The 14,804-nt window shown below is 60.0% G+C and carries 17 protein-coding genes; 7 read left to right on the top strand and 10 right to left on the bottom strand.

What is annotated here, in order from left to right:
• Window positions 1-3: 3 nt before the first annotated feature.
• The gene (locus DWB67_RS03980; protein ID WP_255418541.1) at window positions 4-669 is read right to left on the bottom strand and encodes a 5'-methylthioadenosine/S-adenosylhomocysteine nucleosidase; all 666 of its coding nucleotides are present in this window, start codon (window positions 667-669) and stop codon (window positions 4-6) included.
• A gap of 88 nt (window positions 670-757) precedes the next feature.
• Here DWB67_RS03980 and zapE point away from each other — a divergent pair, with 88 nt between their 5' ends.
• Window positions 758-1,858, top strand: a complete 1,101-nt coding sequence (gene zapE, locus DWB67_RS03985; RefSeq protein ID WP_119806238.1) for a cell division protein ZapE — start codon at window positions 758-760, stop codon at window positions 1,856-1,858.
• Here the strand turns inward: zapE and DWB67_RS03990 are convergent.
• On the bottom strand, window positions 1,855-2,484 hold the full coding sequence (locus DWB67_RS03990) for a DsbA family protein (protein ID WP_119806239.1): 630 nt from the start codon (window positions 2,482-2,484) through the stop codon (window positions 1,855-1,857). The two genes, zapE and DWB67_RS03990, sit on opposite strands and share 4 nt — an antisense overlap.
• A 61-nt stretch (window positions 2,485-2,545) precedes the next feature.
• Here DWB67_RS03990 and DWB67_RS03995 point away from each other — a divergent pair, with 61 nt between their 5' ends.
• Both DWB67_RS03995 and DWB67_RS04000 read left to right on the top strand, forming a co-directional pair.
• Window positions 2,546-2,875, top strand: coding sequence for an HNH endonuclease (locus DWB67_RS03995; RefSeq protein ID WP_119806240.1), 330 nt, complete (start codon window positions 2,546-2,548; stop codon window positions 2,873-2,875).
• A gap of 474 nt (window positions 2,876-3,349) precedes the next feature.
• Window positions 3,350-3,943, top strand: a complete 594-nt coding sequence (locus DWB67_RS04000; protein ID WP_119806241.1) for an outer membrane protein — start codon at window positions 3,350-3,352, stop codon at window positions 3,941-3,943.
• 86 nt (window positions 3,944-4,029) lie between these two features.
• Here the strand turns inward: DWB67_RS04000 and DWB67_RS04005 are convergent, their stop codons facing one another.
• The 5 genes from DWB67_RS04005 to rimO form a co-directional block, all read right to left on the bottom strand.
• Entirely contained in the window at window positions 4,030-4,263 is a 234-nt protein-coding gene (locus DWB67_RS04005; protein WP_147385907.1) for a DUF4357 domain-containing protein, read from the bottom strand.
• A gap of 63 nt (window positions 4,264-4,326) precedes the next feature.
• Window positions 4,327-4,689: a GIY-YIG nuclease family protein gene (locus tag DWB67_RS04010; protein WP_119806243.1), complete on the bottom strand. Its 363-nt coding sequence runs from the start codon at window positions 4,687-4,689 to the stop codon at window positions 4,327-4,329.
• Between the two features lie 217 nt (window positions 4,690-4,906).
• Window positions 4,907-6,562: an energy-dependent translational throttle protein EttA gene (gene ettA, locus DWB67_RS04015; RefSeq protein WP_119806244.1), complete on the bottom strand. Its 1,656-nt coding sequence runs from the start codon at window positions 6,560-6,562 to the stop codon at window positions 4,907-4,909.
• A gap of 57 nt (window positions 6,563-6,619) precedes the next feature.
• A complete protein-coding gene (locus DWB67_RS04020; RefSeq protein ID WP_119806518.1) occupies window positions 6,620-7,486 on the bottom strand; it encodes a sulfotransferase in 867 nt (288 codons plus the stop codon).
• A 5-nt stretch (window positions 7,487-7,491) separates the two neighbouring features.
• Window positions 7,492-8,868 (bottom strand): 30S ribosomal protein S12 methylthiotransferase RimO, encoded by a 1,377-nt coding sequence (gene rimO / locus DWB67_RS04025; protein ID WP_119806519.1) that lies wholly within the window; start codon window positions 8,866-8,868, stop codon window positions 7,492-7,494.
• Between the two features lie 123 nt (window positions 8,869-8,991).
• Between rimO and DWB67_RS04030 the strand changes: the two genes are divergently transcribed.
• Both DWB67_RS04030 and DWB67_RS04035 read left to right on the top strand, forming a co-directional pair.
• On the top strand, window positions 8,992-9,348 hold the full coding sequence (locus tag DWB67_RS04030) for a dihydrodipicolinate reductase (protein ID WP_119806245.1): 357 nt from the start codon (window positions 8,992-8,994) through the stop codon (window positions 9,346-9,348).
• A gap of 59 nt (window positions 9,349-9,407) precedes the next feature.
• A complete protein-coding gene (locus DWB67_RS04035) occupies window positions 9,408-9,869 on the top strand; it encodes a hypothetical protein (RefSeq protein WP_220475096.1) in 462 nt (153 codons plus the stop codon).
• A 6-nt stretch (window positions 9,870-9,875) separates the two neighbouring features.
• On the opposite strand, the gene DWB67_RS04040 is transcribed toward DWB67_RS04035, so the two are convergent.
• From DWB67_RS04040 to mnmD, 3 genes are all read right to left on the bottom strand, one after another.
• Complete coding sequence (locus DWB67_RS04040; RefSeq protein ID WP_182911500.1) at window positions 9,876-10,637, bottom strand: ABC transporter permease; 762 nt, start codon at window positions 10,635-10,637, stop codon at window positions 9,876-9,878.
• Between the two features lie 5 nt (window positions 10,638-10,642).
• Complete coding sequence (locus DWB67_RS04045; RefSeq protein ID WP_119806248.1) at window positions 10,643-11,578, bottom strand: ABC transporter ATP-binding protein; 936 nt, start codon at window positions 11,576-11,578, stop codon at window positions 10,643-10,645.
• Window positions 11,579-11,692: 114 nt separating this feature from the next.
• Window positions 11,693-12,379 (bottom strand): tRNA (5-methylaminomethyl-2-thiouridine)(34)-methyltransferase MnmD, encoded by a 687-nt coding sequence (mnmD, locus tag DWB67_RS04050; RefSeq protein WP_255418542.1) that lies wholly within the window; start codon window positions 12,377-12,379, stop codon window positions 11,693-11,695.
• Window positions 12,380-12,409: 30 nt separating this feature from the next.
• Between mnmD and DWB67_RS04055 the strand changes: the two genes are divergently transcribed.
• Together DWB67_RS04055 and DWB67_RS18590 are read left to right on the top strand one after the other, a co-directional pair.
• Window positions 12,410-13,447 (top strand): FAD-binding oxidoreductase, encoded by a 1,038-nt coding sequence (locus DWB67_RS04055; protein ID WP_255418543.1) that lies wholly within the window; start codon window positions 12,410-12,412, stop codon window positions 13,445-13,447.
• Between the two features lie 56 nt (window positions 13,448-13,503).
• The gene (locus DWB67_RS18590; RefSeq protein ID WP_370453565.1) at window positions 13,504-14,775 is read left to right on the top strand and encodes a DUF4202 family protein; all 1,272 of its coding nucleotides are present in this window, start codon (window positions 13,504-13,506) and stop codon (window positions 14,773-14,775) included.
• Window positions 14,776-14,804 lie beyond the last annotated feature (29 nt).

Raw genomic sequence — 14,804 nt, forward strand, 5'->3', positions numbered from 1 at the left:
CTGTCACAGCCTGATTGCGCCGCTGGCCAGTGCCTCTTCCAGTGCATCGACTGCCTGCGCCAGCTTGCCGTCGATCACATCCAGATATTGCGTCCAGTCGGACATGCCGCGCAAATCCTCGGCTCCGTCCGAAATCCCGCGCAGTCCGATCAACGGCAGATCGAAATGCTGCGTGACGCGCAGCAGGGCAAATGTCTCCATATCGACCATATCCTGCGCGATGCTGTCATAGGCGGCACCACTGACGATGCTGCCGCCCGTGGAAAGGCTGGCGACAGGCAGATCGGGAATGCGGTGCGGCAGGTCGATGACCGCAGGCAGATCCAGCAGCGGCGTGCGCCCCTTTTCGACACCCAAAGCCGATGCATCCATATCGCGGTACGCCACCGCCCCCACCTGATAGACCTGCGTCTGCGCCAGCCGCGCCGAACCCGCCGACCCCAGCGAGACAACCAGACGCGGCTTTTCGGCCATTTGCGCCAAGGCGAATGTCAGTTGGGTCGCAGCCTCGATTGGTCCGATGCCGGTCATCAGCGGGGTGATGCGGGCCTTCAGCGCGGGACCGTATTCGGCCGGGGCCGCCATGACGAACAGAACGGGCAAGCCGGCAAGGGTATCGGGACGGGTCATGGGCACCTGAATATTATCGGGGTTTGCACGGGTTTGCATTGCCCTTGCCGATCGGTCAAGCGCGATGGCCCCTTGCAGGCAGCATTGCCCCTGTGGCAGGTCTTTGACCGTCAAACAGGGGGCAAGAATGGGCAAGGTCAGCGATCTTTACCGCCAGCGCGTGACCGAGGGTGCCCTGCGCCCCGATCCTGCGCAGGAAACCGTTCTGCCACATATGGATCGCGTGCTGTCCGAAATGGAGGCAGCCCCCGCAACGGCACCCAAGCGGTCGGGATGGCGCGCGCTGCTGGGTGGCGGCAATGCGGCCCCTGCGGCTGCGGTCAAGGGGTTGTATCTGTGGGGCGGCGTCGGGCGTGGAAAATCCATGCTGATGGACCTGATGGCCGAAGCCGCTGGCGACATCCCCCACCGCCGCGTGCATTTCCACGAATTCATGCAGGAAATCCAGGTTGGACTGAACGAGGCGCGAAAGCGAGGTGAACAGGACACTGTCCGTCCCGTGGCGATGCAGGTCGCGTCACAAGTTAGGCTGTTGTGTTTCGATGAAATGCAGATCACCGATATTGCCGATGCGATGATTGTGGGGCGGCTGTTTCAGGTGCTGTTCGAACAGGGCGTAGTCATGGTTACCACCTCTAACCGCATCCCCGAGGATCTGTATAAGCACGGCTTGAACCGCCAATTGTTCCTGCCCTTCATCGATCTGATCCGCGAACGCATGCAGGTCATCTGTCTGGACAGCGAAACCGATTACCGCCAGAACCGCAGTGCCGGTGGGCAGGTCTGGTTCTGCCCTGCCAATACGCAGGCCGCGCAGGCGCTGGATGGTATCTGGGCCGATCTGACCGATAATGCGCCCCGCAAACCGCTGCAGATCGAGGTGAAGGGCCGTCAGGTCGAATTGCCCGCCTATGCCAACCGCGTCGGACGGGCGGGCTTCTGGGATCTTTGCGACAAGCCGCTGGGACCTGCCGATTATCTGGCAGTCGCCCGCGCAGTCGATGTGCTGCTGATCGACCGCGTGCCGCGCCTGTCGGGATCGAACTATAACGAGGCCAAGCGCTTTGTGACCCTGATCGACGCCCTTTACGAGGCGAAGGTCAGGCTGATCGCCAGTGCTGCCGACCAGCCCGAACAACTGTATAACGAAGGCGAAGGCAGTTTCGAATTCGAACGGACCGCCAGCCGCCTGCGTGAAATGCAGGACGCATCATGGGGTGCGCGTTAAGCGACACCCAGCGTTTCGCGCCCGCGCGCAACCAGATCACGCAGATCCTGAATATCCATGGCACCAAAAGCGACCTCATCCCCGCAGATAAAGCTGGGGGTGCCGCGCAGGCCCATATGGTCGCCCAGAAGAAAACTGGTGGTGATATGACGCTCGACGCTTTCGTCCTGCATATCCTGACGCAGCCTGGCCTCGTCCAGACCGACCTCTCGGGCGATACGCATGACGCTGGCTTCTTCGGCACGGCCTTCCATGGTCAGCAAGGCTGCGTGGAACCGCCAGTATTTGCCCTGCTTTAACGAGGCCAGCGATGCTTGGGTCGCGAATTCGGAATCCGCACCGAACACCGGCCATTCACGGTGGACCAGCCGAAGCTGCGGGTCCTCGCGGACCAGCTGTGACATCAGCGGCACCATTTTTCGGCAATATTCACAGTTATAGTCAAAGAACTCGGACAGGGTGATATTGCCATTGCCGTTGCCCAGAACGGGTGCGGTCGGATCACGCTCCAGGGCTTTGCGCAATTCCTCGGGCATGGGGTTTTCACGTTCGGCGGCGATTGCGGGCATGGCACCAAGCGCGGCAGTCGCACCTGCGCTGGCCAATATGAAACGACGGGTCAGCATGGGTTGTCCTTTCGCGGCGTGCGGGATCATATAACCCCTTCAGCTAACTCAAGGTCGATACATGCGTAAACAGCGCCATTTGATAGACGATGTCACGTTGGCGTCAGAGGATAACGGTCCGGACCCGATTTGCCCGCTGTGCGACCGGCCCATTCCGGCAGATGTCGAACAAAGCCGGCACCATCTGATCCCCAAAGCAAAAGGTGGTCGGAACACCGAAACCGTCCTGCTGCACCACATCTGCCATAAGACCATCCATAGAGTACTGAAAGAAAGCGAACTGGCCCGCAACTTCCACACGGTCGAGGCTTTGCGGGCCCATCCCGAACTGGGCCGGTTCTTTGACTGGGTCAGCAAACGCCCGCCGGGTTTTCTGGGAAAAGCACGGTAAGGCGGCGCGACTCTGGAACGGGGCAAAATGCCGCGGGCGCTTCTCTCATTCTGCGGATTGTGCAAGTCACCCGATGCAGCTTTCTGAAACCGGTCCGCGGAAAAACACAGGTTTCATTACAATAAATCAGGCCTTATCAACCGCTTTCCCGACCGCGTGAGGTTTTTAAACAGGCCGTTTGGGTTCATTTATACAGACCACCCCCACAGTTTGGCATCATGCGATTTCCAAGGAAATCCGGCCGATCCATCCAATATACACGGGGAAACCCATAAACCCGAAACGGGGTTTTGCGACACGAACGACAGCCACGCACATCCGCAAATCGGCGTAAACCTTTTTGACGATCACGCAGGAATCACAAATTCTTGGTTGCGGGAACGACACGCATCCAAATGGACGTATTTTCGAAAGTCTTCAAACCGGCCAGCGGCAGGAATAGATCAGCCTCACAACCAGAGTTTGGAGACAATCATGAAATTCGTTCCCGTCGTTATCGCATCCCTGATCGCAGCTGGCGCAGCCAATGCAGGCGGTTACACCGCACCGGTCGTCGAAGCTGCTCCGATCACCGTTTCGCCGGTTGTTGTCGACGCTTCGGATTGGACCGGCTTCTATGCAGGTCTTCAGTACGGTCAGGGCACCGCAACCCTGGCATATGAAGGCGACGACGCCGACACCGATTTTGACGCCTTCGGTGTCCACGGTGGTTATAACCACGATTTCGGCAAATACGTTCTGGGCGGCGAACTTGACTATAACAAGCTGGATCTGGACGACACCGATGGCGATGCCGACCTGACCCGTCTGCGCGCACGTGCCGGTTATGACATGGGCCGCTTCCTGCCCTACGTGACCTTGGGCGCGGCCCACATCTCGACCGACGAAGAATTCGCCGATATTTCGGAAACCGCTGTCACCTATGGCATCGGCGCAGACTTCAAAGTCACCGAGAAATTCACCGTTGGCGCAGAATACACCAAGCAGGACTTCGACGATGTCGAAAACATCGACGACCTGAACCTGGACACCGACATGGTGCAGGTCCGCGCGTCGTACCGCTTCTGATAAAACAGGTGGCCGCTTCGGCGGTCACCAATTTGCGAAAAAGCCGTCCCTTGGGGCGGCTTTTTTTTTACGGTCATTTGTTATGGTCAGCTTAGCTGGGCGTCTTTGAATGCGGCATAGGTTTCACCCGAACCGGTAACAGTCCAATCCGTTCTGCCATTTCTGGACGTGCCAAATAGAAAAACAGCGGCGGCACTTGGGCTGCCAAAGGCAATATCTTCCAACAGCTTGAAGCATTGCGTCCCATGGGGAACGATCCGGCCACTTTCCATAGCCTGATCCCTGACCGCGCGGGCTGTATCGCTGAATGACTGTGACACCTGCTGACTGCCGGTCGAGCCCGACAGAATGACGAATTCGCCGTCAACCTCGGCTGCGGTTGCCTAAATGCCTTTTATGGAATGCAACAGCCGGAACTGAACATCCTTGACGGGCAAAATCGGTTCGCGGACCTGCGCTACCACCGGACGGCGCAAATAATCGACGCCAATAACTGGCAGGATCAACTGGATTTCATCCAGAAAACTGTCCATATCGGCAATATCAGCTTCGGGCAGTCTTTCGAAATCAGGCTGGGTCCTGTTCACAACACGGCATTTCTTTGCAGCAAGCAGCAACGAGATTAGCTTGCGTTCAATATAGCGGACATGCGCCTTGGTCAGATTCAGGTCCTTGCTGGTGATGGCAACAAAGCGGTCCCAGAAATCCTTGTCAGGGTCCTGCGCGTGGGATTTGATCCGCGACATGATGCTGTCGCCTTCGCCGACATAGACCGAAGGAAGATCCCCTTCATAGCTGTCGCCATGAAGAAGATAGACGCCGGTTCGGCACAGCTCGTCCCGCTTTAACGCCGCGTGCGGGGCGAAGCAAGGACGTGGCCCGTCCAGTTGATAATCTCGGCGGTCAGGATTCCTGTTGCGGAACCTTCTGCCAGATACAACCGGACGGACCGTCCCTTTCCCATTAACGGGTGAATTTCTTGTATTTCACACGCTTGGGTTCGACAGCATCCGGACCAAGGCGGCGGATCTTGTCTTCCTCATAGGCTTCGAAGTTGCCCTCGAACCATTCGACATGGGCGTCGCCTTCGAACGCAAGGATATGCGTACACAGACGGTCAAGGAAGAAGCGGTCGTGGCTGATGATGACCGCGCAACCGGCGAAATCTTCCAAAGCGCCTTCCAGCGCCTGCAAGGTTTCCACGTCCAGATCGTTGGTCGGTTCGTCCAGCAGCAGCACGTTACCGCCGGTTTTCAGCAGCTTGGCCATATGGACACGGTTGCGTTCACCGCCCGACAGCTGGCCGACCTTCTTCTGCTGGTCGCCGCCTTTGAAGTTGAAGGCGCTGCAATAGGCGCGGCTGTTCATCTGGGCATCGCCCAGCTGGATCTGCTCGGCACCGCCGGAAATCTCTTCCCAGACCGTTGCATTATCGCCAAGCGCATCGCGCGACTGATCGACATAGGACAGCTGGACCGTGTCACCCCAGGTGATGGTGCCTTCGTCGGGCTGTTCATTGCCGGTCAGCATGCGGAACAGGGTCGATTTGCCCGCGCCGTTGGGACCGATAACGCCGACGATGCCGCCGGGGGGCAGGGCAAAGTCCAGATTCTCGATCAGCAGCTTGTCACCCATGGCCTTCTTCAGGCCCTCGACCTCGATCACCTTGCCGCCAAGGCGTTCGCCATTGGGGATAATGATCTGGGCGCGGGTCAGCTTGTCACGTTCGGACTGGCCTGCCATTTCGTTATAGGCGTTGATACGGGCCTTGGATTTCGCCTGACGGGCCTTGGCACCGGCGCGGATCCATTCAAGTTCGCGTTCCAGCGTCTTCTGCTTGGCTTTGTCTTCACGGCCTTCCTGTGCCAGACGCTTGGCCTTCTGTTCCAGCCATGCGGAATAATTTCCCTCGTAAGGAATACCGCGACCGCGATCCAGTTCCAGAATCCAGCTGGTAATGTCATCTAGGAAGTAGCGGTCGTGGGTGACGGTCAGGATGGTGCCGGGATATTCGATCAGGTGCTTTTGCAGCCATGCGATGGTTTCGGCATCAAGGTGGTTGGTCGGTTCGTCCAACAGCAGCATGTCGGGCGCTTCCAGCAACAGTTTGCACAGCGCGACGCGGCGACGTTCACCACCCGATAGGGTGCTGACATCGGCGTCATCGGCAGGGCAGCGCAATGCCTCCATCGCGACGTCGATCTGGCTGTCCAGATCCCACAGGTTCTCGGCGTCGATCTGGTCCTGAAGCGCGGCCATTTCGTCAGCCGTTTCATCGGAATAATTCATCGCCAGTTCGTTATAGCGTTCCAGCTTGGCCTGCTTGGCCGCGACGCCCAGCATGACGTTGCCGCGCACATTCAGGCTTTCGTCCAGCTGCGGTTCCTGCGGCAGATAGCCGACAGTCGCGCCCTTGGCTGCCCATGCCTCGCCCGAGAAATCCTTGTCCCAGCCCGCCATCACGCGCAGCAGGGTCGATTTACCGGCACCGTTGACGCCGACGACGCCGATCTTGACGCCGGGAAGGAAGTTCAGACGGATGTTTTCAAAGACCTTCTTCCCGCCGGGATAGGTCTTGGACACGCCGTCCATGTGATAGACATACTGATAGGACGCCATCGAAATCTCCTGAAAAGGTTTGTGGCTATGTAGGGGAAAAAGCCTGCCGGTGAAAGGTCAGCGAAGGTCTTCCAGAAAGCCTGCATCCAGATGTTCTTCCAGATAGGCGAATTGCGGTTCCAGCTTGTCGCGCAAAGCGGCGCGGGCCTCATCCGGGACAGAAACACCATCCGGTGAGGCAAAAACCTTTCTGCGCAAGCCTTTATAGTCGGCAGCAGGCAGGCCAAGGAATGTTTCGACCTGCCGGATCAGGCTTTCGGGTTCGCGGGCAATCCGTCCGAAGGGCAGCACCAGCAACCGGTCCGGCCCAAAATGATTTTGCCAACGCGGCAGATAGGCCGCGTAATCACCGCGATTCATCAGCACCGGATCGTCGATTTCGGTCATCCAGTCGCCGATGGTGACCGGTGTGCGGCCCGCGCGGCGCAGGTTCATTTTCAGCTGTGAAATGGCACGATCGACCGGATGGCGCAGGATATAGATGAATTGGGCATTCGGCAGGAAATCGGCCATAAATTCGACACCGGCCTCCGGCAGGGTCGAATATTCGGGCGTGATGTCAATCGGACGTGTGCCCTTGGGCGCGGGCGCAAAGATACGGCGATACCAGTTTTCGGTAAACATCTGCCCCGATGTGATATCTTCGAGGTAATGTACAAGTTCGGGCCGCATCGGTTTGTTTTTGGAAAGATAGCGGTTCACCAGATTTTCCTTGCTGCGGCGGTAATGCCACGGCAGCCACTGGCGGTGTTCGGGAACGAAGCGGTGGTTGAAAAACTGGACCTCTTTAAACGGCGGGGTCCAGATTTTCGGGTGCTGTGCCAGCATTTCGCTTAGCCAGCTTGTGCCCGCCTTTTGTGCGCCGATTCCAATTATGCGTGGCTTGCGAGGTTTCCCGTCAGGATCCCAGTCAAGCTGCGACAATTGGTTCACACATGCCCCCACAAATCATATTCGCCAGCCTCATCGACCGTTACGGTGACGATATCACCGGCTGTCAGGTCGTCAAACCCTTCATTAATGAAAAGATTGCCGTCGATTTCGGGGGCATCGGCCTTGGTCCGGCAGGTGGCACCATCTTCGTCGACGGAATCGACGATCACCTTAAGCCGGGTGCCGACCTTGGCTTCCAGCTTGGCCGCACTGATGGCCTGCGCCTTTTCCATAAAGCGTTCGAAGCGTTCCTGTTTCACCTCGGCCGGAACATGGTCGGGCAGCAGGTTCGCCCGTGCACCCGCGACGTTTTCGTATTGGAAGGCACCGACACGATCCAGTTGCGCCTCGTCCAGCCAGTCCAGCAGGGTCTGGAATTCAGCCTCAGTTTCGCCGGGATAACCGACGATGAAGGTCGACCGCAGGGTGATGTCAGGGCAGATGTTGCGCCATGCAGCGATCTCGTCCAGCGTTTTGGCCGCAGCAGCGGGGCGCGCCATGCGTTTCAGCACATCGGGATGGGCGTGCTGGAACGGAATGTCCAGATAGGGCAGCACCAGACCGTCCGCCATCAGCGGGATCATGTCGCGCACATGCGGATAGGGATAGACGTAATGCATCCGCACCCATGCCCCAAGCGACCCCAGATCGCGCGCCAGATCGGTAATATGTGCCCTATGTCCGCGTTCGGTTTCATGTTTGCGGTCCAACCCATAGGCGCTGGTATCCTGAGAGATGACCAGCAGTTCCTTGACGCCCGCCTGCACCAGCTTTTCAGCCTCGCGCACGATGGCATGGGCGGGGCGGCTGACCAGACGGCCACGCATGTCGGGGATGATGCAGAACTTGCACTTGTGATTGCAGCCCTCAGAAATCTTCAGATAGCTGTAGTGCCGCGGCGTCAGGCTGACCCCGCTGGCCGGCAGCAGATCGATGAAGGGATCGGGCGACGGCGGCACGGCCTTGTGGACGGCATCCAGCACCAGCTCGTATTGATGCGGACCTGTCACGGCCAACACCTTGGGGTGCGCGCCGGTGATATATTCGGGTTCGGCCCCCAGACAGCCGGTGACGATGACGCGACCGTTTTCGGTCAGCGCCTCGCCGATGGCATCAAGGCTTTCGGCCTTGGCGCTGTCCAGAAATCCGCAGGTGTTCACGATGACCGCATCCGCGCCCTGATAATCGGCGCTGATGGCGTAACCTTCGGCCCGCAGGCGTGTCAGGATACGTTCGCTGTCGACCAGCGCCTTGGGACAGCCAAGGCTGACCATGCCGATGGTTGGCTGGCCGTCGCGCCGATCACCGGGACGGTCATCGGGGATACGGGCACGGGCAAGGTCGGGGCGAAGATCGGGCGGATTTGTTTGCATCGGCTGCGTATAAGCGATTCGTGCGCGCACGAAAAGACGGCGCTTGCGTGAAAGCGACTGCAACTTTTCACAATGACCACGCGTATCTGGGAAATATGTCCCATTCACCACAGGTCATGCCCCATGCGATATCCCTTGCCCAGCCTTGCCGCCGCAGCCCTGACACTGTTTTTCCCGATGGTTGCCGCCGCTGAACGTATCACCGACCGCGATGATTTCATCCGGCTGGTCAACCAGCGCCGGTTGACCACCATGGGCGTCACATTGGCCGTCAGCCCCGATGGCAGGATCGGAGGACGCGCGTTCGGGTCCGATGTGCAGGGCGAATGGACATGGGACAAAGGCTGGTTCTGTCGCAGCCTTGCGTGGGGCAGCCGGACATGGCCGAACAACTGTCAGCTGGTCACGAAAGACGGGGACAAGCTGAAATTCACCTCGGATCAGGGGGCGGGCGAAAGCGCAACGCTGCGAATCCGCTAAGTCACTCTCGCCTGAACGTGATTTCCTGTTCGGGCAACATCGCGCAAGATAGGGCCATGATGACATTTCGCGCCCTGACCCTTGCCTTGATGACCCTGACGCCACTGGCGGGGTATGCCGAAACACGCGATGTCGGGCGTTTCATTGACGTCACCAATGATCGCGGCGGTAATGTGCTGGAAATGGTCCAGACGCGGCAACAGCTGGAAAGAAGCGGTAAGGACATCCGCATTCGCGGGTATTGCCGGTCGGCCTGCACCATGCTGATCACCATGCAGCGGGCCTGTCTTGGTCCGGGGGCTACCATCGGCTTCCATGCGCCGCGCATTCAGGGGACGCAGATCATCCCGCCCTATGTCGACCAGATCATGGGGAATTATTACCGCAACGGCATCAGGGAACGCTGGTTCGGTGGCTGGAACAAGTCAGTGGACATGCAGGTCATCAGCGCACAGGAATATGTCCGGCTGGACCCGCAGGCGCGCATTTGCGACAGCCTGCGGAGGAAGAAAAAGAAGTAGAGCGGCTTATTCCCGCAGCCGCCAGCCGGTGGCAAATATCCAGCGGATGATGGCCATACAGACAATCACCATCAGGCCCACGGCGACCAGCGACGCCCCGACCGGCACATCGGCCAGACCGAAGAACGCCCACCGAAAGCCCGAAATCAGGTAAAGCACCGGATTCAGCTTGGCCACAGCCCCCCAGAAGGGTGGCAGCATGCTGGCCGAATAAAAAGCACCGCCCAGAAACACCAAGGGCATGATCACCATCATCGGCACGATCTGCAGCTGTTCAAAGCTTTTCGCCCACAGCCCGATGATAAAGCCCAACAGACTGAAACCCACCGCGCTGAGCAGCAGGAAAGCAATCATCCAGAACGGATGCAGGATGTGGACGCCGACAAAGGCAAAGCTGGTCAGCAGGATCACCAGCGCGATCAGGATCGCCTTGGTGGCAGCGGCCCCGACAAAGCCCAAGGTCACTTCGACCCACCCCACGGGTGAGACAAGGTATTCATAGATCGTTCCGCTGAACTTCGGGAAATAGATGCCGAAGCTGGCATTGCTGACGGCCTGTTGCAGCACGGTCAGCATCATCAGGCCGGGGACGATGAAAGCACCGTAAGGCACGCCCTCGACCGATTGGATGCGGCCACCGATGGCCGCGCCGAAGACCACGAAATACAGCACGGTCGACACGACGGGCGAGGCAAGAGATTGCCAGATCGTGCGGAAAAACCGCATCATTTCATGGTGGAAGATGGACCAGACGCCATGCCAGTTGATCATGTTCATGCCGCATTCTCCGATTCATTGACCAGCGAGATAAACACCTCTTCAAGGCTGGACTGGCGGGTGGAAACATCGCGGACGGTAATGTCCCGCGCGGCCAGTTCGCCCAGCAGGCGGGCGATGCCGGTGCGTTCTGCCTTGGTGTCGTAATCAAAGGCCAGCTTGCGGCCATCATCCGACAGGGTCAGGTTCGCATCGGCCATATCCGCCGGAATCCCGTCCAAGGGCGCATCCAGTTCGATGGTCAGTGTCTTGCGCCCGAATTCTCCCATCAGTTCGGCGGTCGGACGGACCAATAGCAACTGTCCCTTGGCGATGACCCCGACGCGATCGGCCATTTCCTCGGCCTCTTCCAGATAATGGGTGGTCAGGATGATGGTCACGCCTTCGCGGCGCAAATCATCGACCACTTCCCACATCTCACGGCGCAAAGCGACATCGACGCCTGCGGTCGGTTCGTCCAGAAACAGCACCTTGGGGTTATGTGACAGCGCTTTGGCGATCAGCACGCGACGTTTCATCCCGCCCGACAATTCGCGTGTGGCGGCATCGCGTTTGTCCCACAGCGACAGCGCGCGCAGGATGCGTTCGATATAGGCGTCGTCATTGGGCAAGCCGTACAGGCGACGGGTAAAGCGGACGCAGTTGATGACCTTTTCAAAGGGCTCCAACGCAATTTCCTGCGGGACCAGCCCGATCATCTTGCGCGCGGCACGCCAGTCGGTGCGGATATCATGTCCGCCGACACGCACGGTGCCGCCGGTCGGCACGACCAACCCGCAAATGATGGAAATCATCGTCGTCTTGCCAGCACCGTTCGGCCCAAGCAGGGCAATGATTTCGCCTTCCTCGATGGTCAGGCTGACATCGTCCAGCGCCTTGGTGCCACTGCCGTATTGTTTCGACAGATGGTCGATTTCTATGATCGCGCTCATGCGCCATTCTCCGTTTGTTTGTGCAGACGGGTCGCATGGGCCCGCGCCGTAGGTGGGTAGCACGGTCCCGTTTTGCCAGACCCGAGGGGCATAAATCCGACCCCGCGACCTGCCTTATCCGGTCGGGGGCATCTGCAATCGCCCCACGCTCATATGCCGTTTGCTGCCGAAACCGGACCGGCGTTCGACGGCAAAGCCTGCCTGCCCCAAGGCGCGGCGCACATGGCCTGCGGCGGTATAGGTGGCGAAACTGCCATCCGCTGCGGTATGTGCGCCCACCTGTGCCATGATATTATCATTCCACATCTGCGGGTTCTTGGCAGGCGAAAACCCGTCCAGAAACCACGCATCGGCGCGCCCGTTCCATGCAGGCAGCGTATCGGCCACATCGCCCAAGATCACCTCCAGCAGAGCCTGCCCGACCTGTATCAGCGGCTGTCCCCAACCATCGCGCAGTTGCGCCGCCAGATCCGCCAGTTCGGGAAAGGCCGCATGGGCCTGTGCCAGCTTCGCGGCATTCATCGGAAACGCCTCGAAGCTGGTCATGCGGACCGGCTGGGTGGCAATCTGTGCCAAGGCCAGCAGGTTCAGCCCCGTGCCAAAGCCCAGTTCGGCCACATGGAAACCGGACACCAGCCGCGCGGGCAGGTCATTGCCATCCAGAAACACGTGCCGCGTTTCGGCCAGCCCGCCCCCCAGACTGAAATACGGATCATCGAACCGGGTCGAGACGGGAACGCCCCCCTCTCTCCAGTCCAGCTGCGGGTCGCCATTCGGCATTTGGTCGGCTAGGTCATGCATAAGGCGCAGCTTTCCGGAAAGGACAGGGATTTGGCAAGAGACAGCGTGATCCATGTGGCGGGGGCCGGTATTTCCGGTCTGGCCTGTGCTTGGGCTTTGACGCGGCGCGGGGCAACCGTCCGCGTGTATGAGATCGACCGCATCGGCGCGGGTCCGTCCGGCGGGCAGGTCGGCGCATTGGCCCCCCATGCGCCCGACGGCTGGAACCCCAAAAAGGCAATGCAACTGGAAAGCCTGCTGGCCGCGACAGACTTCTGGGCGGAAGTCGAGGATGTGTCCGGCCTGCCATCCGGCTATGGCCGCACCGGTCGCCTGCAACCGGTGCCCGACCAGCACACCGCAGACCGCTTGCAGAATCGCATCAAGGGGGCACAGCAGAACTGGCCCGCCGATAAGGGCATGTTCCTGACCGCCACCCCCGATGCCGATCTGATCCCCGCCAGCCCGACCGGCCTGTGGTTGATGGATAAGATGACCGCCCGCATCCACCCCCGCGCGGCCCTTGTAGCCCTTGCTGCGGCCATTGTCGCGCGGGGTGGTGAAATCATCTTGGGCCAAGCCGCCCCCGTCGATGGCCCCCAAATGGTCTGGGCCACCGGCGTTGCGGGCCTGACGGACCTGAACACGGCCCTTGGGCGCAAGATCGGGCAAGGCGTTAAAGGTCAATCTGCCAGTCTTGATTACGCTGCCCCCGACAGCCCGCAGGTCTTTGACGACGGCATGTATATCACCCCGCATTTCGACGGAACGGTGGCGGTCGGATCAACCTCGGAAAACACGTTCGATCATGACCGGATCGACCACCAGATCGACGACCTGCTGGGCCGCGCCCGCATTCTATGCCCCAGACTGGCCGATGCGCCGGTGCTGGAAAAATGGGCGGGCATCCGTCCCCGTGCCCGCAGCCGTGCCCCCGTGCTGGCACCCTGGCCTGACCGTGCGGGCCATCTGATCGTAAATGGCGGGTTTAAAATCGGGTTCGGTATGGCCCCCGTTATCGCCAATATGGCCGTCGATGTCATTCTGGATGGCCGAACCGACCTGCCCGATCTGGTCGCCCTGCCCTGACGCTTGCACGCATCCCTTGCCCGCGCCACACTGTCCCAAACCATCCGGAGCCGCGCATGACCACCCAGCTTGATCACGCCTTTGTCGCCATCGACGTCGCCAACACCCATGACCCCAAGCTGGAAGACGGCACCCCCGCCAACCTGCTTTACGGCCAGCGCATGACCGCCGAACAGCAGCGCCTGTTTCCCGATGCCGACGATGTGCTGCGCATCGCCTGCCGTGGCCAGCATATCGAACGCTGGACCCTGCCGCGCGACACCTATCCGATGGGGCGGCCCGGCTATCTGAAATGGCGTCAGGAACAGGGGCGTCGTCACGCCGAACGCATTGCGGGGATCATGGCCGATGCGGGTTACGGCGATGATGACACCGACCGCGCCCGCAAGATGCTGACCAAACAGGGGATCAAGCGCGACCCGCAGGTGCAAGCGCTAGAGGATGTGATCTGTTTCACCTTCATCCGCTGGTATCTGGGCGATTTCATGGCTGAACAGCCGGACGAGAAGATGCCCCGCATCATCGAGAAAACCGCCCGCAAGATGTCGGCTGACGCACGCGCACGCGCTTTGCAGGAATTTGCGATGCCGCCCGCCTTTGCCGATCTGTTCCGGCAGGCAGATCAGGTTCGGACGCTGTCACGGGCGGTTATCGTATCGCATGGCCAGCCGGGCGACCCCGCCCCCCAACAGCAGGCGATTGAGGATCTGGCCGCGGCTGTCGCCGCCCATCTGCCCGGCCTGCAGGTCATGGGCGCAACCCTTGCCATGCCCGAGGCGCTGGCCAAGACCGCCACCAGCGATGCAATCATCTATCCGATGTTCATGGCCGAGGGGTGGTTCACCGGCATCGAACTGCCCCGCCGCCTGACCGCCGCAGGTGCCCCCGGCGCGCATATCATGCGCCCTTTCGGCACCGATCCGGGCCTGCCCGCGTTGATTGTGGAAAAGGTCGGACAGGCCGCCCGCGAACAGGGCTGGGATCTGGCCGAAACAACCCTGATGCTGTCGGCGCATGGATCACAGCGGTCGCAGGCCAGCTTTGACATCACCACCGCCCTTGCCGAAATACTGACTCCGCATTTTGCGAAGGTAGTCACAGGATTTGTCGAACAGGAACCCTTTATCGCCGATGCGGCCAAAGGGTTGGACCGCGCGGTCAGCCTGCCACTGTTCGCGCTGCGCGCCGAACATGTCACCGATGACCTGCCGCAGGCATTGGATCAGGCGGGCTTTACCGGTCCCCGTCTGGACCCCATCGGCCTGTCACCCGAGGCTCCGGCGATGATTGCCCAATCAATCCGCAGTGAAGTTTTAAACTTGAAATGATTGCCCCTCCGTGCCAGCTTTTGGTGCAG

It is taken from the genome of Paracoccus sp. JM45 (assembly GCF_003590715.1).
Lineage (GTDB): Bacteria > Pseudomonadota > Alphaproteobacteria > Rhodobacterales > Rhodobacteraceae > Paracoccus.